General features: G+C 45.9%; 18 protein-coding genes. 7 read left to right on the top strand and 11 right to left on the bottom strand.

The genetic code is table 11. From position 1 onward, the window contains the following. Positions 1 to 582: 582 nt before the first annotated feature. The 7 genes from H8S84_RS13220 to H8S84_RS13190 form a co-directional block, all read right to left on the bottom strand. Positions 583 to 1,818, bottom strand: coding sequence for a murein hydrolase activator EnvC family protein (locus tag H8S84_RS13220; RefSeq protein WP_187067803.1), 1,236 nt, complete (start codon positions 1,816 to 1,818; stop codon positions 583 to 585). Positions 1,819 to 1,893: 75 nt separating this feature from the next. Continuing rightward, positions 1,894 to 2,646, bottom strand: a complete 753-nt coding sequence (locus H8S84_RS13215; RefSeq protein WP_187067802.1) for a DUF4292 domain-containing protein — start codon at positions 2,644 to 2,646, stop codon at positions 1,894 to 1,896. Then, a complete protein-coding gene (locus tag H8S84_RS13210; RefSeq protein WP_187067801.1) occupies positions 2,639 to 4,402 on the bottom strand; it encodes a tetratricopeptide repeat protein in 1,764 nt (587 codons plus the stop codon). Before H8S84_RS13210 ends, H8S84_RS13215 begins: the two co-directional genes overlap by 8 nt. 4 nt (positions 4,403 to 4,406) lie before the next feature. Further along, a complete protein-coding gene (locus H8S84_RS13205; RefSeq protein ID WP_187067800.1) occupies positions 4,407 to 5,414 on the bottom strand; it encodes a nucleotidyltransferase family protein in 1,008 nt (335 codons plus the stop codon). Between the two features lie 145 nt (positions 5,415 to 5,559). After that, positions 5,560 to 6,009: a dUTP diphosphatase gene (dut, locus tag H8S84_RS13200; protein WP_187067799.1), complete on the bottom strand. Its 450-nt coding sequence runs from the start codon at positions 6,007 to 6,009 to the stop codon at positions 5,560 to 5,562. 15 nt (positions 6,010 to 6,024) lie between these two features. Continuing rightward, positions 6,025 to 7,515, bottom strand: a complete 1,491-nt coding sequence (locus H8S84_RS13195) for an oligosaccharide flippase family protein (protein WP_187067798.1) — start codon at positions 7,513 to 7,515, stop codon at positions 6,025 to 6,027. Positions 7,516 to 7,549: 34 nt separating this feature from the next. Then, positions 7,550 to 8,332: an enoyl-CoA hydratase/isomerase family protein gene (locus H8S84_RS13190; RefSeq protein WP_187067797.1), complete on the bottom strand. Its 783-nt coding sequence runs from the start codon at positions 8,330 to 8,332 to the stop codon at positions 7,550 to 7,552. A 181-nt stretch (positions 8,333 to 8,513) separates the two neighbouring features. Here H8S84_RS13190 and mscL point away from each other — a divergent pair, with 181 nt between their 5' ends. The 3 genes from mscL to H8S84_RS13175 all read left to right on the top strand — a co-directional run bounded on the left by mscL (position 8,514) and on the right by H8S84_RS13175 (position 10,412). Continuing rightward, positions 8,514 to 8,957 (top strand): large-conductance mechanosensitive channel protein MscL, encoded by a 444-nt coding sequence (gene mscL / locus H8S84_RS13185; protein ID WP_187067796.1) that lies wholly within the window; start codon positions 8,514 to 8,516, stop codon positions 8,955 to 8,957. A 52-nt stretch (positions 8,958 to 9,009) separates the two neighbouring features. Beyond that, a complete protein-coding gene (locus H8S84_RS13180; protein ID WP_187067795.1) occupies positions 9,010 to 9,966 on the top strand; it encodes a DUF3078 domain-containing protein in 957 nt (318 codons plus the stop codon). 92 nt (positions 9,967 to 10,058) lie between these two features. After that, positions 10,059 to 10,412: a hypothetical protein gene (locus tag H8S84_RS13175; protein ID WP_187067794.1), complete on the top strand. Its 354-nt coding sequence runs from the start codon at positions 10,059 to 10,061 to the stop codon at positions 10,410 to 10,412. A gap of 110 nt (positions 10,413 to 10,522) precedes the next feature. Here H8S84_RS13175 and infB read toward each other — a convergent pair whose 3' ends face one another. The 3 genes from infB to H8S84_RS13160 all read right to left on the bottom strand — a co-directional run bounded on the left by infB (position 10,523) and on the right by H8S84_RS13160 (position 15,413). Next, positions 10,523 to 13,558, bottom strand: coding sequence for a translation initiation factor IF-2 (gene infB / locus H8S84_RS13170; RefSeq protein WP_187067793.1), 3,036 nt, complete (start codon positions 13,556 to 13,558; stop codon positions 10,523 to 10,525). Between the two features lie 120 nt (positions 13,559 to 13,678). After that, positions 13,679 to 14,932 carry a transcription termination factor NusA gene (gene nusA / locus H8S84_RS13165; RefSeq protein WP_187067792.1) on the bottom strand — a complete coding sequence of 418 codons (1,254 nt, stop codon included), beginning with the start codon at positions 14,930 to 14,932 and terminating at the stop codon, positions 13,679 to 13,681. 7 nt (positions 14,933 to 14,939) lie between these two features. Then, a complete protein-coding gene (locus H8S84_RS13160; RefSeq protein WP_230407172.1) occupies positions 14,940 to 15,413 on the bottom strand; it encodes a ribosome maturation factor RimP in 474 nt (157 codons plus the stop codon). A 306-nt stretch (positions 15,414 to 15,719) separates the two neighbouring features. Between H8S84_RS13160 and H8S84_RS13155 the strand changes: the two genes are divergently transcribed. From H8S84_RS13155 to H8S84_RS13145, 3 genes are all read left to right on the top strand, one after another. Beyond that, positions 15,720 to 16,844 (top strand): endonuclease/exonuclease/phosphatase family protein, encoded by a 1,125-nt coding sequence (locus tag H8S84_RS13155; RefSeq protein WP_187067791.1) that lies wholly within the window; start codon positions 15,720 to 15,722, stop codon positions 16,842 to 16,844. Positions 16,845 to 16,952: 108 nt separating this feature from the next. After that, complete coding sequence (gene cysS / locus H8S84_RS13150) at positions 16,953 to 18,443, top strand: cysteine--tRNA ligase (RefSeq protein WP_187067790.1); 1,491 nt, start codon at positions 16,953 to 16,955, stop codon at positions 18,441 to 18,443. Next, positions 18,433 to 19,443, top strand: coding sequence for a M28 family peptidase (locus H8S84_RS13145; protein WP_187067789.1), 1,011 nt, complete (start codon positions 18,433 to 18,435; stop codon positions 19,441 to 19,443). Before cysS ends, H8S84_RS13145 begins: the two co-directional genes overlap by 11 nt. A gap of 315 nt (positions 19,444 to 19,758) precedes the next feature. On the opposite strand, the gene H8S84_RS13140 is transcribed toward H8S84_RS13145, so the two are convergent. Further along, on the bottom strand, positions 19,759 to 20,421 hold the full coding sequence (locus H8S84_RS13140) for a hypothetical protein (protein WP_187067788.1): 663 nt from the start codon (positions 20,419 to 20,421) through the stop codon (positions 19,759 to 19,761). A gap of 190 nt (positions 20,422 to 20,611) precedes the next feature. Here H8S84_RS13140 and H8S84_RS13135 point away from each other — a divergent pair, with 190 nt between their 5' ends. Continuing rightward, positions 20,612 to 21,913 carry an amidohydrolase family protein gene (locus H8S84_RS13135; protein ID WP_187067787.1) on the top strand — a complete coding sequence of 434 codons (1,302 nt, stop codon included), beginning with the start codon at positions 20,612 to 20,614 and terminating at the stop codon, positions 21,911 to 21,913. Positions 21,914 to 21,936 lie beyond the last annotated feature (23 nt).

Below are 21,936 nucleotides of genomic sequence, written 5' to 3'. Positions count from 1 at the left end.
TTGGAGAAGTTTTGTAAATCAACTGCTTAGGGTGTTTTAGATAAATTGGCACCAAGCTTGTATATAGTATATCTGAAGCAGGCGGCTTTACTGATAAAGTTATATCTCTGCAAAGTGCACAAATATAAAGTGCATCTTAAAGCAAATCAAGTTTGGCTCTTTTTGAGTAGGAAACCGATATCTTAAAAAAAAGATATATGGTTTGGCAACAAAAGCTATTAGATAGTAGTATAGCTATACAGTTATTATAAAAAAGCAGTTAAATTTTGCTTATAACTTGATTGTTTGAACTTCAGGTTGTAATTTAGAGTTAGAATATAAGAGCATATGTTTTGGAAACCCGAGGCTGTGCTTAAATATAAAATATTAAGTTTGTTTTCATAGCTTGGAAAGGCACCCTGCACTGTAGGGTGTTTTTTTATTTTATAGCTATATATGTTTAGTACTACTTTATAAGTATAAATCTGCTGAATAATAAAATACAGCTGAGGCACGAGACTATGGTATCATAAATACAAAAGCTCACGATTTATATCGTGAGCTTCCCATTTATAGACTGTGCTAAATGTTACCGACTTACAATTACTTCCTGATCAGCCACGTCTCTGGGTTCATGTTGTCGCTGTTTTTCCATACTTGGAACTGCAGCTCTGTTGTACCATCGGCATCAGTGTATACAGTACCAATTACATCCTTCACATTAACATTCTGGCCTGTCGTAACGCTCACAGATTTTAGCTTGGCGTAAACTGTAAAGTACTCTCCGTGCTGTATCATTACAATGTTATTCATGCCTGGTACCGAAGCAACTGTAAGCACTTTACCCTCAAAGATGGCACGCGCTGCCGCGCCCTGCGCTGTTTGGATATCAATACCGCGGTTCTCTACTACCACACCTTTTAACACAGGATGGTTATGGCGCCCAAATTTCTGTGAGATAAACCCACGTTCAACTGGCCATGCTAATCTGCCTTTATTTCCTGCAAACGACGATGAGATTAAGGCGGCTTCCGGGGTAAGCGTCATCTTGCTGCTGCTGCCACTCGATGCTTTACCGGCCTCTCTTGCTGCTCGCGCTGCTCTGGCAATCTCTTCCCGAACAATGTCAGCAATAAGCTTGTCTAGTTTCTTTACCGCTTGCTGGCGCTGAGCTACTTCCTGCTTCAGGTTAGTCTCTTGTTTACTCAGGCGGTTTATTACACTGTCTTGTTGTACTTTAAGCGTTTGCAGGTTCTTGCTTTCGGCTATCTGTTTGGTGAGCAGCCCTTGCTTTTGCTTTCTCTTAGACTCGAGTATATAAATTTGGCCTGTAAGGGCAGCCTGTACTCTGTTAATTTGCTCTACTTGTTTCTGTCGTGCTTCAGAGTATTGCTGCAAATAACGCAGGCGCATTACAAGCTGGTTAAAAGACTCAGAAGCAAAAAGAAACATTAGTTTATTGTAGCTGTTGGCAGTTTTTGACGCGGCATATACCATGGTTGCGTACTCTGCCTTCAGCTTTTCCAGGTCGTTTTGCAGAGCCTGCACTATACCTTCTGTCTCCTGCACATCTGATTCGATGTAGTTTATCTCGCGTGATATATTCGTAATCACACCCTTTTGTACATCAATCTTCTCTTTGATGGCATTAAGCTGCCCAATAGAAGCTTCTTTCTCCTTTTTTGTTTGCTGGAGGATTTTATTAGCCTGCTTTATACGGTTAAGGTTTTCCCTTTTTTCTTTTTCGAGCTGTGCTTTCGATTTATTTTTTTGAGCCAGAGTGGCAAACGGAAGAGAAAGTAAACACAGTAAAAAGATGAATTTGTAAAGGGCCTTCATTAAACTATAGGTTGGTATGCACTCAGTTTACAAATATGGCAAAACTATAAGTGAAGTACCAACGGGCAGGCAGATTTAATTAAAAGTAAGGCGTTTATAGTCTTTCGGAATAGTGAACGGAAACTCCAGCACCTCATCGCTGATGGAGATACGGGAATGCTTTAAAGTAAAGTCTGTTACCTCTCCCTTTTGCAGAACCTGTGCGGCCATATCGTGGGCAAAAGGTACTGTGCCTACTTGGTTAAAGTTATTATACTTAACAGTAATAGAGTTGCCGCTGCCATTGTCCTGAACATTCAGCTGCTTAAGCTTGCTGTTATCCAGACTGATAAAATAGTCGTAAAGCAGGTTCTGATAGCTTTGCTGTATATGCTGTGTATTTTCCTCGGCCATTACTTTTTCCGTACCTTGTGCCTTGTAGTTACCCAGCAAGATAGCTTGAAGTGTCTCAAAGTTTACATCAACGTTTAGTTTACTTTTTAGAAAGCGGTAATCAGTAGCTACATATTCTTTGTGCAGACGGTTTATCATATACACAGAATCCTGAGTTAGCATCATTCGGGCAGCCTCTATACCCAGTCCAGGTTGCACCGATACCCAAATCACACTGTCCTTTTTCATGCGCATGGTAACGCCTGAAGTCAGGTTGTCATTTTTGTCGTTGTAGGTAATCTGGCCTTTAGAGTTGAGATAATTAAAGTCCAGGTTGTTAACCGATACCCGGCCTACGGTTGCAGTAGTTTCAGATGCGGTAGTAGGAACAGTTTCTTTTTTGCAGCCAGCCAGCATAAGTATAGCTAGCAGGCCCACCAAAAGGTGTTTACTCATAAAGCTTTTTCTCTTTTATCTTTTTGTCTATGAAGGCGGAGGCTTCTCCTTTTAGTTTGGCTTTTTGCCACTGGCTAACAGCTTCTTCTTTTTTGCCTAATTTATAAAGTACATCTCCATAATGTTCTACTATGGTGGCATCATCAGAGATAGCAACCGCTTGCTCCAGGTATTTGCGGGCCTCAGAATACTCTCCTAATTTATAAAGCACCCATGCATAAGTATCCAGATAGGTAGGGTTGTTTGGATGTTGCTTTACAAGGCGCTCAGACATGGCTTTTGCTTTTTGCATGTTCTCGTTGCGCAGCGATAAAAAGTAGCTGTAGTTATTCAGTACATGGGCATTGTCGGCATCATGCACTAAAACAGCCTCGTATGCCTCATCCGATTTTTTATATTCTTTTAAGGAGTTATAGCTATCGCCAAGCTGCAAGTTGAATTGAGCAACCAACTCAGGTTCTCCGGAAGAAAGTCGTTTGCCATACTCCAGCGCTTTGACAGCCTTCGCATAATTTTTTTCGATCATGTGACCGGTACCGTTGTAGAACCAGAAAACTGCCTGATTAGGGAAAAGCTCCAGTGCCTTTTCTGAGTGAACAACTAATGAGTCAGACTGCGCCAACTCTGCATCAAGCAGAACGATCTGCTGCCAGATCTTAAAGTGAGAATCGTCTAGTTTAACGGCTTTCAGGTAGTTGTTGCGGGCTTTCTCTTTCTTGCCAACTATGGTTTGCAAGTCGCCGGCAACAGCATATGCCTTTGCCTCTTCGGGATGATTTTTGATGGTTAGATCCACCAAATCCAGCGATACTTGTTCGATAGCAGGATTAGGCAACTGACGGATAAAATCTACTAGTATCCTAACTTTTGTATCAATATCTAGCTCAGGGCTGGCAAAAGCTCTTTTTACACGTTTCTCAGATTCAGGCATGTTGCCTTTCTGGCGATACAGGTCTGACAGCATTAGGTGAGCAAATGGGTTATTAGGATCTAAGCCTAATGCTTTATCCAACACTGCAATTGCCTGGTCTGGCTTTTTGTTGGCGTTATACAACTCGGCCTGGGCCAAGAAGTATCGAACCTCTGTCGGGTAAGTTATGATTAGCTTTTCGCCCTCTTGTATGGCTTTGTCAATGTTTTTCTGGCGAAGGTAAATTTGCTGCCGGTTTACAGTTAACTGCTCCAGCTCACCAAATTGCTTTTCGATACGCTCATAGGTTTTAAGTGCATCGTCGTAACGGGCCTGTGCCAGGTACAGATCTGCCAGGTTAAATAGATACTCCTCCGAATTCGGCACATTCTTCAGCAGGTCGTTGTAGGCCTGCGCCGCAGCATCGAACTGTTTCTGATCGGTGTGCAGCTGCGCCAGCAGCAAGTAGTAGTATGGGTTCTTAGTATCCTGTGCAATAGCAGCCTGGGCAAACGGAACCGCAGCTTTAGGGTCCTTCAGGTGCAGGTATGTTTCGCCTATTTTATAGTTTAGGGCTGCGTTGTTAGGGGTAAGGGTGTGTGCTTTCTGAAAAAGCTGGAGGGCTTGTTGATAGTCCTCCAGCACAAAATATTTCAGTCCATCCAGAAACATTGCCTCGCTTATCTGCCTGTCTTGCTCCGATGGCTCCTTTAAAACAGGGGCCTGTGCGGTGGCTGCCTCTTTTGCTGCTCTGTTCTTCTTTCTGGAAGATTGAGCGTTGGCTTCTGCTGCTGCCACTAAAGAGAAGCAGCAGGTAGCAAGCAGAATGTTTCTGAATGTGTTCATGGCATTAGTCTATAAGCGTATTGTAGTCGCCGAGGCTTAAGTCGGACTGACGACTCTCATACACAACAAAATTGCCGAGCATTGAGTTTGCAATGTTGCTGTTTTTGATGGCGGTGCTCTCCTGAACAATGGAGTTGCTCACTACAGAGTTATATACGCTTGTATCGTTACCGATGGAAACGTGAGGCCCGATTACAGAATTTGTAAGCTGCACATTCTCACCAATATATACTGGGGGTATAATTACTGTGTTCTCCAGCGTCGCCGTAGAGGCTATCAGTCCCTCCTCGTCTTTTATATACTCTAAATAGCGTTGATTAGTATAAACAGTTGCGTTTTTATTTCCACAATCTAACCATTCAGAGATAACGGCAGGTATAAACTTAGTGCCTTTGTTCTTCATGTTCTCCAAGGCATTGGTCAGTTGGTACTCACCTTTGTCCTTGATGTCGTTGTCAAGCAGGTACTGCAGCTCCTGGCGCAGGTACTCTCCATCGCGGAAATAGTAGATGCCGATAATAGCCAGATCAGACACGAACTCTTGTGGCTTTTCCACAAAATCAGTGATTTTGTTGTTCTCGTTAAGCTTAATTACACCAAACGGACGCGGGTCATCTACGCGTTGCACCCAGATGGTACCATCCGCATTTGTGTCCAGTTTAAAGTCTGCCTTAAACAGTGTGTCGGCAAAAGCTACTACTACTTTACCAGTTAAAGCTTCCTTAGCACACATAATGGCGTGGGCAGTTCCCAAAGCTTCGTCCTGGTAATGAATGCTACCTTTAGCACCGATTTTCTCGGCTATACTTTTAAGGTCAGCTTCTACTTTGTCGCCAAAGCGGCCAACAATAAAAGCTACCTCTTCGATTGGCTCCTGGCATACTTTAGCAATATCCTCTACCAGGCGTTGTACAATAGGCTTACCCGCAATAGGTATAAGTGGTTTAGGTACTGTTAATGTGTGGGGGCGCATACGCTTGCCCATACCTGCCATCGGTATTATTATCCTCATAGCGTTCTTTAGTTTTGATTAAAGGTATATTAAACGCCACAACCTGAGTCGCAGCTTTTTTTATTATCGGTTGTTCGTTATTCGATAACTACTGGGTAAAGCATAATTCGGTGCATGATAACCCATAATGGAAGTCGAGCAATTACTATTTTGTTCCTGTACTGCCGTAGCCGCCTGCTCCGCGTTCAGTGCCTGTTAATGTTTCTGCCTCAGCCCATTCTACTCGCTCATACTTGGCTACTACCATTTGGGCAATGCGCTCTCCATCTTCCACAACAAAATCCTGGTCAGAGAGGTTAACCAGCAGCACTTTTATCTCTCCGCGGTAATCGGCATCAATGGTGCCCGGGCTATTAACGATGGAAATACCGTGTTTGTATGCCAGACCACTGCGAGGACGAATTTGTGCTTCGTGACCTTCGGGTAGTTCAATAAAAAGGCCTGTTGGCAACAGCGCGCGCTGTAAAGGCTTCAGTATAACAGGTACCTCTAAGTTAGCCCGTAGATCCATGCCAGCAGAGTGTATGGTCTGGTAAGACGGAAGCGCGTGCTTAGATTGGTTAATGACGTTAACCTTTAGGTTGTTGTTGTTCATCTTTAAAATTAAGGCTTAAAGTTTAAGAAAGCGGGGACGCTCACGTAGCCATACTACTACCGGAAAAACAGCAGTTACAGCCAAGTGAAACGCATGACGCAGCCAGAAGTTATCAATTTCTATGGCCAATGCCAACCACACCAGCGCAATTGCCAGCAAGATGTAGCTTACAATTGCTTTAACAGGATATGGAATAGGGTAGTGGCGGTGCCCGAGCAGGTAACTGGCAAGTGCCATACTAAAGTAGCAAACAAAAGTGGCAATAGCTGAGCCCACATAGCCTAACACAGGTATGAGCAGCAGGTTAAAAAGTATCGTTATGGCTGCCCCGGCAAAACTAATGTAGGTGCCATACTTTGTTTTATCGGTTAGCTTAAACCACACCGACAGGTTATAGTATACGCCAAGAAACAGGTTTGCCAGCAACAGAATCGGCACCACTATCAGGCCGTCCCAGTATTCGGGTCCTATAAAGTATGCGAAGTCCTCTAAGTTAGCAGATATGAACAAGAAGATGAAAGTGCAGACAATCACGAACCACTTCATCACAAGAGCAAATGATTGAGGTGAATCCTTCTCTTGCGCCTGCGAAAAAAAGAATGGCTCTGCTGCATATCGGAAAGCCTGTATGGCCAGCGTCATAAATATGGCAAGTTTATAGCAGGCACTGTAAACACCTACTGCAGCCATATTACTCATTTCCGGATAGAAGCTTTCAGGTAGCCAATGCTCCAGCAGAATTCGGTCTATCACCTCATTTACCATGCCTGCCAATCCCATAAAAAGCAGGGGATAAGCATATACAAGCATTGGTTTCAGTTGCTCCAGATCCAGTTTAAAGCGGAAAATGCGGAATTCGCGCCAGAGCATAGGCAGGAGCAAAGCATTGGCCACCAAGTTAATGATGAATATATAGCCTACTCCAAAATCAGGGTCGTACAGGTAAGAAACTAAAGGCCTAAGCTCCTGTAGATATTTGCCTTCATAAATATGTCGGAACACTACCAGGAAAAGGAGATTAGCCCCCACTGTAATCAGGATGTTGGAGAGCTTTATAGATGCGAACTTAATTGCCTTATTCTGGTGTCGTAGCCAGGCAAAAGGTATGGCTACGATTGCGTCTATGGCTAATACCAGGGCTAGCCAAGTAATAAACTCCTGCCGGTCCGGGTAGCCAATGTAGTCTGCAATATATCCTGACAGAAGAAGAAGGATGCCTGTAAAAACAGCACTGCTAAGAAGTATGGCGCTAAGCACACGGTTATACACTGCTTTGGGATCAGAATCAGGCCTGTTGGCAAACCTAAAAAAGGCTGTCTCCATGCCATATGTATACACCACGTTAAAGAAAGCGACGAAGGCATATAGATAAGAAACAACCCCATACTCCTCGGGCAGGAATACGCGTGTATAAACAGGAACGAGCAAATAATTTAGCGCCCTGCCTACTATACTACTTAAACCATAGGCAGCAGTCTGCCCGACCAATTTCTTGGCTATACTCATACTTTAAAAGGGTCGGGTTTGGGATTGATGGGAATTAAACGCCTCTGAACTCAGGTTTACGTTTCTCAAGAAAAGCATTGGTGCCTTCTACAAAGTCGTCGGATGAGCAGCAACGGGCAAAAGAGTTAGCCTCTGTTTGGTAGCCGTTTTCATCTTTATTAAACACCGCGTTCACACACTCGATCACCAATCCGATAGCTAGCGGGGCTTTGCTCATGATCTTGTTCAGTATCTCAGTACACTTCAGCAGCAGATCTTCCTGCGGTACTACATGGTTTACAAGTCCTAGCGCTTTAGCTTCTTCTGCTGTAATCATGTCGCCGGTCATCATCAGCTCCATGGCTTTGCCTTTGCCAATTAACTGCGTCATGCGCTGCGTGCCGCCGTAGCCTGGTATTACGCCTAAGTTAACTTCTGGCTGTCCGAAGCGGGCATTTTCGCTGGCTACGCGCATGTGGCATGCCATGGCTAACTCGCAACCACCACCCAACGCAAATCCATTTACAGCAGCAATTACTGGTTTATTGCAACGCTCTATCATAGCGAAAACATCCTGGCCTCTTTCTGCAAAGCTGCGCGCATTCACCTCGCTAAGTTCAGCAATCTCCGAAATATCAGCCCCTGCTACAAATGCCTTTTGGCCAGCACCTGTAAAAATGGCACCCTTTACATCCTCGTCGTCATACACCCGCTGAATAGCAGTTTTGATTTCGCGGATTGTATCGATGTTAAGTGCATTTAGCTTATCTGCTCTGTTAATTGTAATGGTTAAGATGCCATTGTTCAGTTCGAGCAGTAGGTTTTCGTATGTAGCCATAGGTTTTTCGCCTTTTCTATTCTTAATTTTTCAGCACAAATATAGTAATTTAGTTAAATTCTTGATTAGCTAATTGGTTTGCCTGCCTTAGTGCAACCATCGCTTCCGAGAGTGCTAAATGTGCTTCTGTGTATAAGTATAAAGTATAATAAAGTTTTTATTTCACCTTTAAATTTAAAAGATGGGTCTTCTTTCTGAGTTTAAAAAGTTCGCTGTAAAAGGCAATGTAATTGATCTGGCTGTTGGTGTGGTGATTGGTGCCGCATTCGGAGGAATAACCAAGTCATTGGTTGATGATGTTATTATGCCTCCACTGGGCTTGCTGATTAGTAACGTTGACTTCTCCCGGCTAAAACTTGTGCTAAAAGAGGCTGTTGTGGCAAATGGGGAAGTGGTAGAGCAGGCCGTATCTATTAACTATGGGAGCTTTTTACAGGCTGTTGTTAATTTCCTGATCATCGCCTTCGCCATCTTTATACTTGTACGAACTATTAACAGGCTACGCGAAAAAGAGGCGGCTAAACCTGCGCCACCTAGTAATAAGCAAGAAATGCTGTTGGCTGAGATCCGTGATTTGCTCAAAAATGACAATGTTCCTAACACACCGGAGCAAAAGCAAGTATAAGCATACAAAAATTTGAATATTGCTGCCGCCGCAGCGAAACAATCCTTTATAAATGATCACATCTATACTTAAAAACACCCTTTACGCATCCGTTCTTTTTTTCTTAGCTGTTGTTCCATCTTTTGGGCAAGACAATTCTGTTTCTCCTGACTCCGCCAACATCTGGGATTTTGGGGGTACCGGTACTATAAATTTTAGCCAGGTAAGTTTGAGTAACTGGGCCGCCGGAGGGCAAAGCTCTGTATCCGTGTTAGGAATAGCTAATGTACATGCGAACTACGCCCAAGGCCACCACACCTGGGATAATGCTTTGGATATAACGTATGGCACTTTAAAGCTGGAGAATCAGCGTTTGCGCAAGAGCGACGATAAACTTGAGCTAAACACTAAGTATGGCCATCGTGCTTCTGAAGATTGGTTTTATTCTGCACAGGTAAATTTAAAAACGCAACTTACCTCCACCTACACTGCGTCCCGCGATACCATCCTGTCTGATTTCCTGGCACCTGCCTTTGTGCTTGCTTCGTTGGGTATGGACTATAAACCAAATGATAAGTTGTCGGTTTTTATATCGCCTGTTACAGGTAAGTTCACATTTGTGCGCTTGCAGACATTGGCAGACAGAGGAGCCTTCGGTGTGGAACCTGCCGAGCGCAATGCAGCAGGAGAGATTATCCCGGGCACAGGGGAGCGACTTCGTAAGGAGTTTGGTGGGTATGTTAATGTAAGATACAGAGAGGAGATTTTGAAGAATGTTATTTTCCAGTCTAAACTCGATTTGTTTTCTAATTACCTGCAAAACCCTGAGAACATAGATGTGAACTGGGAGAATCTAATCAACTTTAAAGTAAACAAACTTATTTCTGCCAGTTTGTTTGTGCACATGATCTATGACGATGACATAAACATAATCATACCTGCCAGTGAAGCCGGTGCATCTGCAAAAAAAGGACCGCGGCTGCAGGTAAAAGAAACATTAGGCATCGGTATCTCTTATAGTTTCCAGTAGCTGAACTTTTAAAGTTTTCTGTGCTGTTCTTAATTTAAATATATACATTACACGCTTTTCTGCGTTGTATTACTAAACACACACAGGTTGATATGAAGAAATTGTTTCTATTGGTGCTGGCGCTTGGTTGTTTTCTATCCTTTTCTGAGGCGCAGGCGCAATCTTCTGCCCAGAGCAGTACAAAATCAAAGGACGAATATTGGGGAACCTCTAAAGTGCAGACTAAAGGCAGTTCCGCGGATGCTGTTGGCAGAAGAGGGCAGGGGCTGGACAAAAGATACAATGAGTATGAAGATGATAGAGGCAGCCGCCGCAAATCTTTTGAAAAGAAGAAGATTGCCAAGAGTAAAAAGATGAAGGAGATCCTGAAGAAGGAAGAAGAGATGATGAAAAAGCACAAGCGCGATAAAAAGCGTTTAAAGCGGCAGCAAAAACGTAGGAACTAAAATATAAAATAAAGAAGCCACTCCCTCAGGAGTGGCTTCTTTATTTGTGCAACAACAAGAAAGCCCCGGCTACTTTTGGTAACCGGGGCTTTCTGCTTTTTATACTTTAATTAAAGCTTACGCTTCACTTCTTTCTCTGTGTAAGCCTCGATGATGTCGCCTACCTGGATGTCGTTGTAGTTTTTCAGGCTGATACCGCACTCGTAGCCTTGTCTTACTTCAGACACATCGTCTTTGAAGCGCTTCAGGGCAAGTATCTCACCGTCCAGTACCACAATACCGTCACGTACTAAACGTACTTTCGAGTTTCTCTGGATTGTACCGTCTGTAACCATACATCCTGCAATCGTACCCACTTTGCTGATCCTGAATACGTCGCGTACCTCTGCGTTACCAACAATCTCCTCTTTCAGAGTAGGGGCAAGCATACCTTCCATCGCATCCTTCACCTCGTTAATTGCATCGTAGATGATTGAATACAGACGGATGTCTATTTGCTCCTGCTCGGCCAGTTTTCGTGCGTTTACTGACGGACGTACCTGGAAACCGATGATGATCGCATCTGAAGCAGAAGCCAGCAATACGTCAGACTCAGAGATGGCACCCACACCTTTGTTGATGATGCTTACCTGAACCTCAGGCGTAGACAGCTTCAACAGGGAGTCAGAAAGTGCTTCTACCGAACCATCCACGTCACCTTTCACGATCACGTTAAGCTCTTTAAATGTACCGATTGCCAAACGACGACCGATCTCATCAAGTGTAATATGCTTACGTGTACGCAAGCTTTGCTCACGCTGCATTTGCGAACGGTTAGAGGCAATTTCACGAGCTTCACGCTCCGAATCCATTACCACAAACTTATCACCTGCCTGCGGTGCACCATCTAAACCTAGCAACTGTACTGGTGTTGCTGGGCCTGCTTCCTTCATTTTACGGCCACGGTGGTCAGTCATGGCTTTTACTCTACCGTAGTGCGAACCGGCTAGTACTACATCTCCGATTTGCATTGTACCTGTTTGTACCAACATGGTAGCTACATAACCACGGCCTTTATCCAAAGATGCTTCGATTACGGTACCAATAGCATGACGCTCTGGGTTAGCTTTCAGCTCCAGTAATTCAGCCTCCAGCAATACCTTCTCCAGCAGGTCTTCTACACCTAAGCCAGATTTTGCAGATACTTCCTGAGACTGGTATTTACCACCCCACTCTTCTACCAGGATGTTCATCTGAGAAAGTTCCTCACGAATCTTGTCCGGGTTAGCAGATGGCTTATCTACTTTGTTTATAGCAATGATGATTGGTACACCGGCTGCCTGTGCGTGGTTGATAGCCTCTTTTGTCTGAGGCATTACCGCGTCGTCAGCTGCTACCACAATGATTACAACGTCAGTTACCTTGGCACCACGAGCACGCATCGCTGTAAAGGCCTCGTGACCTGGTGTATCAAGGAATGTGATATTTCGGCCGCTTTCAGTTTTTACCTTGTAGGCACCAATGTGCTGCGTAATACCACCGGCCTCACCGGCTGTAACGTTTGCGTTACGGATGTAGTCGAGTAGGGAAGTTTTACCATGGTCAACGTGACCCATGATCGTAACGATCGGAGCGCGTTCTACCAGGTCCTCCTCGTTCTCTTCCTGCATCTCTTCCAGGGCCTGCTCTTCTTCCGTTGTCATGAACTCAACGTCGTAGCCAAACTCATCCGCAATAATCGTGATGGCCTCAGCATCCAGACGCTGGTTAATTGAAACGAACATGCCAAGCTGCATACACACCTTAATAACCTCGTTCACGCTCACATCCATCAGCGACGAAAGGTCGTTGGCAGAGATAAACTCAGTTACCTTAAGTGTTTTAGACTCGGCCTGCTCCTGCATTCGACGCTCTTCTGTAGCATCGGCAATGGCTGAGCGTTTTTCACGGCGATACTTAGCACGGTTACCACCGCCACTTTTACCACCGCTCAGTTTTGCAAGTGTTGCTTTAATCTGCTCCTGAATCTCCTTGTCCGTAACCTCTTTTTTGTCAGGTCTTGGAGCTGGGGCATTGCGTGGTCCGCCTTTTCCGGCTGGTCTGACTGGGCGTTGGCCCGGTCCTCCTTGGTTTCTATCACCAGGACGTCCACCTTGCTGTTGTCCGCCTTGAGGGCGCTGACCCTGCTGTTGTCCTGGCTGTCCGCCTTGCTGACCACCTTCTGTGGCCACCATAATGCGTTTACGTTTTTTCTTTTTGCCTTTCTTCTCGTCAGAAGATGCTACCGGCTTAGGTCCTTTTCGTCTGGACTCTGTTGGCAATTCAATCTTGCCAAGCACAGTCAGACCTTTTAGCTGGTCGGCTTTTCCTGTAATCGTTTCTATTGGTTCTTTATTATCGTTATCTGCAGCAGATGTCTCAGCAGCTGGTGCCGAGGCAGGTGTTGCAGGTGCTTGCTGTTCAGCAGGCGGTGTAGTTGGTTCAGCTTTTGGAGCTGCAGCAGGCTTTTCTTGTGCCGGTTGCTGAGGTGCCTCCGCTTTAGGTGCGGCAGGTTCCTCTTTTGGCTCAGGTGCTTTAGGGGCCTCAGGGGCCTCAGGAGTAGTAGGTGCAGCAGGCTTCTGCGCTACTGGCGCCTCCTCCTTCGGAGTTTCTTCTTTCTTAGCTTCAGGTGCCGGAGCAGCTGAAGCTTTAGGAGCCTCTGGTTCAGGAGCTGCTGGCTGTGGTTCAGCTTTTTTAGGAACAGGACGCCCTTTGGCGTCAAGCTCTATCTTACCTAGAACTTTGATGCCAGGTAATTTGCTTTCCGGAGCCGGCTCAGGTGCCTTTGGCTCTTCAGCCGCTGGCTTCGGCTGGTGTACTGTTTTAATCTGCAGTTCCTGCTCTGGCTCGTTAGGCTTCTTAACTTCAGCATGTTGCTGTGGCTCCGACTCAATAACCTGGTTGCTCTGCGGTTTCTTGCCGATGTTCAGCTCTTCTGCTTCTTGCTTATCCTGCATTGAGGACGCGAATTCTTTAGCCAGCATATTGAACTGCTCTGCTGTGATTTTGGTGGTAGGCCTATTCTCCACGTCAAAACCTTTAGCAGAGAGGTAGTCCACAATGGTAGATGTACCAATGTTTAAAGTAGTCGCAACCTGTTTAAGCCTCCTTGTTGTTTCTTCTGCCATGTTGTTCTATATGCTGTCTTAAAATTCTAATGTTAAAGTATAGCTGCCTCTGTTAAAGGGTTTAGCTGTGCTCCGCAGTAAAATCTTTTCAAAATTATACGAACGAAGCACAACTAACAACTATTGGTTATCTTCTTCTTCCAACTCTTCGCGAAGTATAGAGAGCACGTCATCAATTGTCTCTTCTTCCAACTCTGTGCGGCGCAGCAAATCTTCTTTGCTTACTGCCAGCACACTCTTCGCAGTGTCAAGGCCGATGCGACGAAGTTCTGCAATTACCCAGTCTTCGATCTCATCGGTAAATTCTTCCAGGCTGATGTCTTCTTCGTATGTTTCAGACTCACGGAATACGTCAATTTCCATGTCAACCAGTTTGCTCGCCAGTTTAATGTTCTGGCCGCCTTTACCGATTGCAAGGGACACCTGGTCTGGTTTCAGGAACACAGACACACGGCCTGTTTCATCGTCTATTTTCATGCTGCTGATCTTAGCAGGGCTAAGGGCACGCTGAATGTATAGCTCCAGGTTATCTGTATAATTAATTACGTCAATGTTTTCGTTCTCCAGTTCGCGCACGATGCTGTGTATACGAGATCCTTTCATACCTACGCAGGCACCTACCGGGTCAATGCGATCGTCGAAAGATTCTACGGCTACTTTAGCACGCTCACCTGGCTCACGAACAATTTTCTTGATAGCGATCAGGCCATCAAATATTTCCGGTACCTCGTTCTCAAACAAACGCTCAAGGAACGCAGGAGAAGTACGAGAAAGTATAATCTTAGGATTACCATTCACGATCTCAACGCGCTGTACTACGGCACGTACTACGTCGCCTTTGCGGTAACGGTCTTTTGGTATCTGCTCTCCTTTTGGTATAAGCAGTTCGTTTTCTTCCTGGTCTAGTAGTAATACTTCGCGGTTCCATACCTGGTATACTTCACCTGAGATGATCTCGCCAACCTGGTCTTTATACTTCTGGAACAGCAATTCCTTCTCCATGTCCTTGATGCGCTGGATCAGAGTCTGGCGTGCCGTAAGTACAGCACGGCGACCAAAGTCCTCCAGTTGTATCTCCTCCGATACTTCTTCACCAACCTCGAAGTCAGGCTCAATCTTGCGTGCCTCGGTAAGGCTTATCTTATCATGGTCCCAGATGTCCTCCGAGTTGTCGTCCACGATTTCGCGGTTGCGCCAAATCTCCAGGTCACCCTTCTCCACGTTCAGGATGATGTCAAAGTTCTCGTCGGTACCCCACTTTTTGCGTATCATGGTGCGGAATACGTCTTCAAGTATACGCATCATGGTCGGACGGTCAATGTTCTTGAATTTCGCAAATTCAGCGAACGACTCGATCAGGACTGAACTGTTCATTATCTTTTTATTTAAATGATATTACAACATTTGCTTTCACAATATCCCCGTAAGGTATTTGCACAGGCACATACGTTGCCTTCTTGCCTTTTTGTTTTATTTCCTCCAGCAGATTAATTCCTGTTTCTGTTACTTCTTCCAGTTTGCCTGTTTTCTCGGTGCCGCCTTGCAGCTTTACCTTTAAATTGCGGCCTACGTTGCGCTTAAACTGCTGTGGCTGTGTAAGCGGAAAATCTACACCCGGAGAGCTTACCTCCAGTACATAAGCCAGTTCCTCTCCGAACGCCTCTGCTATTTTAGCATTAATGCGGCGGCTGATGGTGGCGCATTGGTCTATGGTAATGCCCTGCTCGCCATCGGCCAGCACTGTTATTTTAGGGCGAACTGCCGTGTCAGATACAGCAACATCCACTATAAAAAGATCGTTGTCGGGGAGGCTTTCCTCCGCCATTGCTTTTATGGTTTGCGCAGTAAGTGCCATAGTCAGTGGTTAAGAAATAAAGAAGGGGACTTCTTTTGTCCCCTCATCTCCTTGAAATAACGCCACAAATTTACTACAAAAACATTATATATACAACATAGTGCGTGTAGTTAAGCTTTTAAATAATTTGAGCATCAAACTAAGGGGATTAAACTCGGACACCCGCTGCCATCACAGGTCAGCAAAAAATAACAAACCAGCTCTATTTATAGTTCGCATGTTTAAGGTATGGAGTTTATGCAAGTATAAATATATTCTGGTGGCAGAAATAGCATAGATAAAAGCATAATTTGTAAGTTTGCTAATATGGCGGCAAGTTTTAGATCGATACGCAGGCGCGTGTGGCTTACCCTGAACACCTTGGTGGTGCTTTGGATATTGCTGGGCGTGCTGTGCCTGCAGGTGCCGCCGGCAGAGTTCTGGCCAGCTGCCTTCATCGCCTTTTCGTTACCGGCCCCGCTGGCGCTCAATTTTCTGTTTCTGCTTTACTGGCTGCTGCGCCGCTCATGGCTGGTTGTGCTGCCGCTCTCGGTGTTTATATTTGGCTGGGGTTACTATGCTCGCCTCGCTTCTATAAATTTTGAAGAGGAAGTTGCCGCTGGGGCTAAAACGTTACAGGTGCTCAGTTTTAACACCCACGTATTCAATGCTTATACCAACCACGATGGAAGTGAGATAGAAGCCTCTATGGATATGATAGAGTGGGTAGCCACGCATCCTGCTGATATTATCTGCCTACAGGAGTTTTACAGCAACCGCGGGTCCAGCACTTACAACACCATTAGCAAGATCGGTAATCGCTACAACAGGTACAGGTTCTTCTCGGTGTCTTATGTAGATCGGAACAAGGCAGACGTTGGAACTGCGATCTTTTCAAAGTACCCCATTGTAAATAAAGGTGTTATCCGTTTCGGTGAATCTCACGTTAACCGGGCAATCTGGGCCGATGTAGATGTAAAAGGCGATACGGTACGTATTTACTCAGCACACCTTCAGTCGATGAGTATAAAGTCACAAGACATTGAAAATACTTACTCGGCTATTGGAAACGAGGAAAGCTTTAAAAAAGAAGGCCGTAACCTGGCCCGGCGTTTGAAGCGTGGATTTGTGGCGCGGGGCAACCAGGTGGAGCTGTTGCTGGAGCATATCCGCGAGTCGCCTTATCCGGTAATTATTTCCGGCGATTTTAACGACATCCCTTTCAGCTATACTTATAACGAGATGGCCGAGGAACTCAAGAATGCTTTTGTGGCGGCTGGTTCCGGGATAGGGGCAACATACAATGGGCCACTGCCGTTTCTGCGCATCGACAACCAGTTTTACAGCGAAGCACTGCAGGCCTACGATTTTGAAACACATTACGAAATGGGGCTTTCGGATCATTTCCCGATCTCGGCAAAGTATGTGCTTCAGCCTAAGGCGCAGGAGTAGCGTTAGGAGAAAGGGCACAATATTTATAGTTTTGAAACAGCAAACGCCAAAGTATAAAGGCGAATAAATAAGTACGGCTGCCGCAGGTGCCTATACTTTAAAAGAACCATGCAACAGAAACTGAACCTATACAACACGCTAACGCGGAAAAAAGAAGAGTTTGAGCCATTGCACGCCCCCTTTGTAGGGATGTACCTGTGCGGCCCAACTGTTTACGGAGAACCTCACCTGGGCCACGCCCGCAGCGCCGTTACCTTTGATGTGCTGTACCGCTACCTGAAGAATCAGGGGTATAAAGTACGCTTTGTAAGAAACATTACCGACGTTGGCCACCTGGAGAACGATGCCGACGAAGGTGAAGATAAAATTGCAAAAAGAGCCAAGTTGGAGCACCTGGAGCCGATGGAAGTAGTACAGCACTACACCAACATCTACCACCAGGACATGGACAAACTGAACGTGCTTCGCCCTGATATAGAACCGCGTGCATCAGGCCATATCATTGAGCAGATCGAGATGATACAGGAGATACTGGGTAACGGCCTGGCTTACGAGGTGAATGGTTCGGTATACTTTGATGTACCGGCTTACAACAAGCAGCACAAGTATGGTAAACTTTCTGGCCGCGTGATTGAGGACCTGATGGCGAATACCCGCGATACCGAAGGACAAAGCGACAAGCGTTCTCCGCTGGATTTTGCGCTATGGAAAAAAGCATCGCCTTCGCACATCATGCGCTGGCCATCGCCGTGGAGCGACGGTTTTCCGGGCTGGCACCTGGAGTGCTCTGCCATGAGCCGCAAGTATCTGGGTACTACTTTTGATATACACGGAGGCGGACTTGACTTAATGTTTCCGCACCACGAGTGCGAGATAGCACAGAGCCAGGCAAGCAACAACCACACCGATGCCGCCAAGTACTGGGTTCATAACAATATGATCACAGTAAATGGGCAGAAGATGGGTAAATCGCTGGGCAACTTTATTAACCTGAGCGAATTGTTTAGTGGCAACCATGAGATGCTGGAGGAGAAGTATTCTCCGATGACTATCCGCTTTTTTATACTTCAGGCCCACTACCGTAGTACCCTCGATTTTAGTAACGAGGCGCTTCAGGCGGCACGCAAAGGTTATACTAAACTGATGAACGGCTTAAACGTGCTGAAGAAGCTGAAGTATCCGGAAGATGCGGGAACACCTGATGCAAAGTTGAATGAGGAACTGCTGAAGCTGACGGAGGATTGCTTCCGTGGCCTGAACGACGATATGAACACGGCGCGTACCATTGCTTCGCTGTTTAACCTGCTTAAGAAGATCAATAGCTTATACCTGGGGCAGATTGATATCACAACCTTGGAGCGTGGCACCTTCGATACTGTTCGCAACACTTATCAGCAGTTAGTGCTGGATGTGCTTGGCCTGAAGGAAGAGCAGACTGGTGACATGGAGGAGATGCTGCACCTGGTGCTGGGCTTTTACAAGGAGGCTAAAGAAAACAAGGCCTACGATAAAGTGGATGCCATTCGTGCTGAACTGAAGAAGCAGGGTATCGTGATAAAAGACATGAAAACCGGAATAGACTGGGCATATGAAGAATAAAATAATCGCGCTTGCTCTTGTTGCGGCAGGCACGCTGGGCATTTACAGCTGCGATTCTGCTGAGAAGGGCGGTGCAAAGCAAGTAGTAGAGGTTGAAAAGGAAAGACCAGTGGTAGCAGCTCCTGAATTTAACCCGGACACAGCTTACGCGCTGATTGCGAAGCAGGTAGCTTTCGGTCCACGTGTACCTAACACTCCTGCGCATTACGCCACCGGCGAATGGATAATCCAGAAGCTGAAAGAGTATGGTGCAGAGGTGCAGGTGCAGAACTTCCAGATGCGTGCCTTTGATGGCAAAATGCTAAACCTGCGTAATATCATCGCCTCTTACAACCCGGGTGCGGCTAACCGTGTGCTGTTGGCAGCACATTGGGATACGCGCCCTTTTGCTGACAAAGATGAGAAAGATCCGAAACGCCCAATAGATGGAGCCAACGACGGAGCCAGTGGCGTAGGGGTGCTGCTAGAGATAGCCAGGACAATTCATACTTCTGAGCAAAAGCCGGAGGTTGGGGTAGATATGATCTTTTTCGATGGGGAAGATTACGGACAGCCGGACAACAGTGAATTTGCAACTATGGAGAACTCCTGGTGCCTGGGCTCACAGTATTGGAGCAAGAACAAGCATAATCCGAACTACCGTGCCAGTTATGGTATACTTCTGGATATGGTGGGAGCAGAGGGAGCCAAGTTTGCAAGAGAAGGCACATCGTTGCAGTATGCCAAAGAGGTAGTAGACAAAGTATGGAAAGCGGGTAACAGCATCGGGTACTCCGACTACTTTAAGTATGTAAATGCACCTGCTATTACCGACGATCATTCTTATGTAAATGCCTGGGCTAACATCCGCATGATCGACATTATCGAGTACAACATGAATAACCCTGATGATTACTTCGGCCCGTATCATCACCGCCACACTGATAATATGGATGTAATTAGTAAGAGTACACTAAAGGCTGTGGGCCAAACGGTGCTGCATGTGCTGTATAATGAGTAATAAAATATAGTTTTAACAAATCAGCCAGAGTCTCTAGTTTGATGCTCTGGCTGATTTGTTTTTATGCCAATCTGCCAAGCGAACTTGAAGAGTGAAACTACTCCAAAGGCTGGGAAAATAAATACTCGACTTCTACCTCTGCTACAGTACAAGTATAAATTGAACAGCAGTAGCGAAAAGTTTCCCTTCGAAGGGGGAGGGAATGATTGCACCTGCGGATAAGGCTCGTTGTTATAATAGTTTGAACTCTCTCCTGCCAAATTCCCTATTCTGTTTTGGAGTAGATAATCTCTTTCAAGAGGGCATAAATCAACCCTACCTGATCAACCCATCCTGTGCCAACCTGCTAACAGTAATCTCAGCCAGCTTTTCAGAAGCATTTCTTAAGCTGGCTGGGCTATAAGACTGAGACTGCGCCGACCACACAAGATTTTCAGTGTCCTCATCATAAAGGTTGGTCTCCAGGAAGTATATTTTCTCTTCGGTGTAATAACCCGGGTCATATAGGGTTGGGTACCAGTAACTATAGTAGCCCCTGAAACGACCATACCAGCCAAAGCGGGTGATAGGGGCGTAGCCGTAGGTGCCAGGTACATAGCGCGTTTCCGTTTGTTCATCGATCAGGGCTATGGTCATAATAGCATCATAGTTCTGGACCTTCATCTTATCAATCAACAGGTCTATATCCGGACCTCCTTTACTGGAGGCAGTTGGCGGAAAAAGATCTATACTTCTGGCTACTTCTACACCTCTGGCTCTGAACTGTGCCTGCATGTGGCTTTCCACTGTTTCCCTGGCCCTGATGTTGTCTGTAAGGGCGGCTACTACAATTTTGTTATAGTTTTTACTTGCTGCGTCAGGGTTTTTCCAGGTGCCTGTAATTCTGGTGGTAGGTACACACGAACTCAAAAGTAGGGCTATGAAAAGGAATAGCAGGTTGTACTGGTTTGGCAGCTGGAGTTTATACTTTGTTTTCATATAGGTTGCAGATTGTTAGATGGTTATATGATAATATAAACGAAGTGAAGTATCAAATAGATATATAAGAGAGGCTTACCGGATGCACTGGCTTCAGGCGTATCAAAAGCTGAAGAAGATTTTTATTTAAAGTATAAAATCACTAAGTTGATAAGCTAAACTTAACTAACCTTACCAGCTTTATACTTTTATGAAATCCAATAAGCAATTATTGGCTGCCTTTGGAATGGCTTTGCTGCTCGGGGGGCAACCCCTTCTGGCACAGGATCAGCCTCATGTTTTCAAAGGTGCCAAAATAATTCCCATCTCAGGCCAGCCCATTGAAAATGGAATACTGGTAGTGCAAAACGGTAAAATAACAGCCGTAGGTGCTGCCGATAAAGTGAAAACACCTAAAAACGCTGTAGAATTTGACATGACGGGTAAGGTGCTGATGCCTGGCCTGGTTGATACCCACTCACACTTAGGAGAAGGCTCAGGCGGAGACGGCTCTGGTGCCCTGCACCCGGATGTGCGAATTATTGATGCCATAAACCCACTCAGCGATACCTTTAAACGTGCTTTGGCAGGAGGTATAACAACTGTTAATATAATGCCGGGTTCCGGACATTTGATGAGCGGGCAAACAGTATACCTGAAGATGCGCGACGCCAAAACCATTGGCGATATGGCATTTTGTGATGATGTGACCAACGGCATCTGCGGCGGGATGAAAATGGCTAACGGTACTAATCCCATGAAAGCTGCTCCGTTTCCGGGAACACGGGCAAAGTCGGCGGCCATGGCACGGCAGCTGTTCCTGGATGCGCAGGCATATAACAACAAGATAAAAGCAGCCAAAGGCAAGGCAGACAAGATGCCGGAGCGCAAGCCAAGCCTGGAGCCACTGGTAGAGATACTGGACGGCAAACGGGTGGTGCACTTCCATACACACCGCTACGATGATGTGCTGACTGCCCTGCGCCTGCAGAAAGAGTTTGGTTTTAAACTGGTGCTGCACCACGTAAGCGAAGCCTGGAAAGCAGCCGACGAAATAGCCAAGGCAGGTGTGGCAGCTTCTATTATTACACTGGATTCTCCGGGAGGTAAGTCCGAGGCAGTGGAGATACGGAATACAAACGGAGCTGCGCTGGAAAAGGCAGGAGTGTTGACAGCATTTCATACCGATGATGGCATTACTGACTCAAGGTTATTTTTGCGCGGCGCTGCCCTGGGTGTGCGTGCCGGTATGAGCCGCGAAAAAGCCTTGGAGGCACTAACTATAGCCGGAGCCAAAATGATGGAGCTGGACAGCCGCGTGGGTTCTTTGGAGAAAGGGAAAGACGCTGACTTTATCGTGCTAAACGGAGAGCCGTTCAGCGTGTACACCAAAGTAGAGCAAACCTGGGTAGAGGGCAAAAAGCGCTTCGACCTGCACAATCCCGACGACAAGAAGTTTGCTACAGGCGGTTACAATACCTTTAGCGGCGAAATCCATTATCATGCACATTGATTTTTGACCAAGGGCAAAAGGCT

Source organism: Pontibacter cellulosilyticus (genome assembly GCF_014306105.1).
In the GTDB taxonomy this organism is placed as follows: domain Bacteria; phylum Bacteroidota; class Bacteroidia; order Cytophagales; family Hymenobacteraceae; genus Pontibacter; species Pontibacter cellulosilyticus.
This window is presented reverse-complemented; position numbering and strand designations above follow the sequence as displayed.

Excerpts from the sequence above, each read along its gene's own strand:
- H8S84_RS13220 (WP_187067803.1), bottom strand. The coding sequence starts at position 1,818 with ATGAAGGCCCTTTACAAATTCATCTTTTTACTGTGTTTACTTTCTCTT.
- H8S84_RS13215 (WP_187067802.1), bottom strand. The coding sequence starts at position 2,646 with ATGAGTAAACACCTTTTGGTGGGCCTGCTAGCTATACTTATGCTGGCT.
- H8S84_RS13210 (WP_187067801.1), bottom strand. The coding sequence starts at position 4,402 with ATGAACACATTCAGAAACATTCTGCTTGCTACCTGCTGCTTCTCTTTA.
- H8S84_RS13205 (WP_187067800.1), bottom strand. The coding sequence starts at position 5,414 with ATGAGGATAATAATACCGATGGCAGGTATGGGCAAGCGTATGCGCCCC.
- dut (WP_187067799.1), bottom strand. The coding sequence starts at position 6,009 with ATGAACAACAACAACCTAAAGGTTAACGTCATTAACCAATCTAAGCAC.
- H8S84_RS13195 (WP_187067798.1), bottom strand. The coding sequence starts at position 7,515 with ATGAGTATAGCCAAGAAATTGGTCGGGCAGACTGCTGCCTATGGTTTA.
- H8S84_RS13190 (WP_187067797.1), bottom strand. The coding sequence starts at position 8,332 with ATGGCTACATACGAAAACCTACTGCTCGAACTGAACAATGGCATCTTA.
- mscL (WP_187067796.1), top strand. The coding sequence starts at position 8,514 with ATGGGTCTTCTTTCTGAGTTTAAAAAGTTCGCTGTAAAAGGCAATGTA.
- H8S84_RS13180 (WP_187067795.1), top strand. The coding sequence starts at position 9,010 with ATGATCACATCTATACTTAAAAACACCCTTTACGCATCCGTTCTTTTT.
- H8S84_RS13175 (WP_187067794.1), top strand. The coding sequence starts at position 10,059 with ATGAAGAAATTGTTTCTATTGGTGCTGGCGCTTGGTTGTTTTCTATCC.
- infB (WP_187067793.1), bottom strand. The coding sequence starts at position 13,558 with ATGGCAGAAGAAACAACAAGGAGGCTTAAACAGGTTGCGACTACTTTA.
- nusA (WP_187067792.1), bottom strand. The coding sequence starts at position 14,932 with ATGAACAGTTCAGTCCTGATCGAGTCGTTCGCTGAATTTGCGAAATTC.
- H8S84_RS13160 (WP_230407172.1), bottom strand. The coding sequence starts at position 15,413 with ATGGCACTTACTGCGCAAACCATAAAAGCAATGGCGGAGGAAAGCCTC.
- H8S84_RS13155 (WP_187067791.1), top strand. The coding sequence starts at position 15,720 with ATGGCGGCAAGTTTTAGATCGATACGCAGGCGCGTGTGGCTTACCCTG.
- cysS (WP_187067790.1), top strand. The coding sequence starts at position 16,953 with ATGCAACAGAAACTGAACCTATACAACACGCTAACGCGGAAAAAAGAA.
- H8S84_RS13145 (WP_187067789.1), top strand. The coding sequence starts at position 18,433 with ATGAAGAATAAAATAATCGCGCTTGCTCTTGTTGCGGCAGGCACGCTG.
- H8S84_RS13140 (WP_187067788.1), bottom strand. The coding sequence starts at position 20,421 with ATGAAAACAAAGTATAAACTCCAGCTGCCAAACCAGTACAACCTGCTA.
- H8S84_RS13135 (WP_187067787.1), top strand. The coding sequence starts at position 20,612 with ATGAAATCCAATAAGCAATTATTGGCTGCCTTTGGAATGGCTTTGCTG.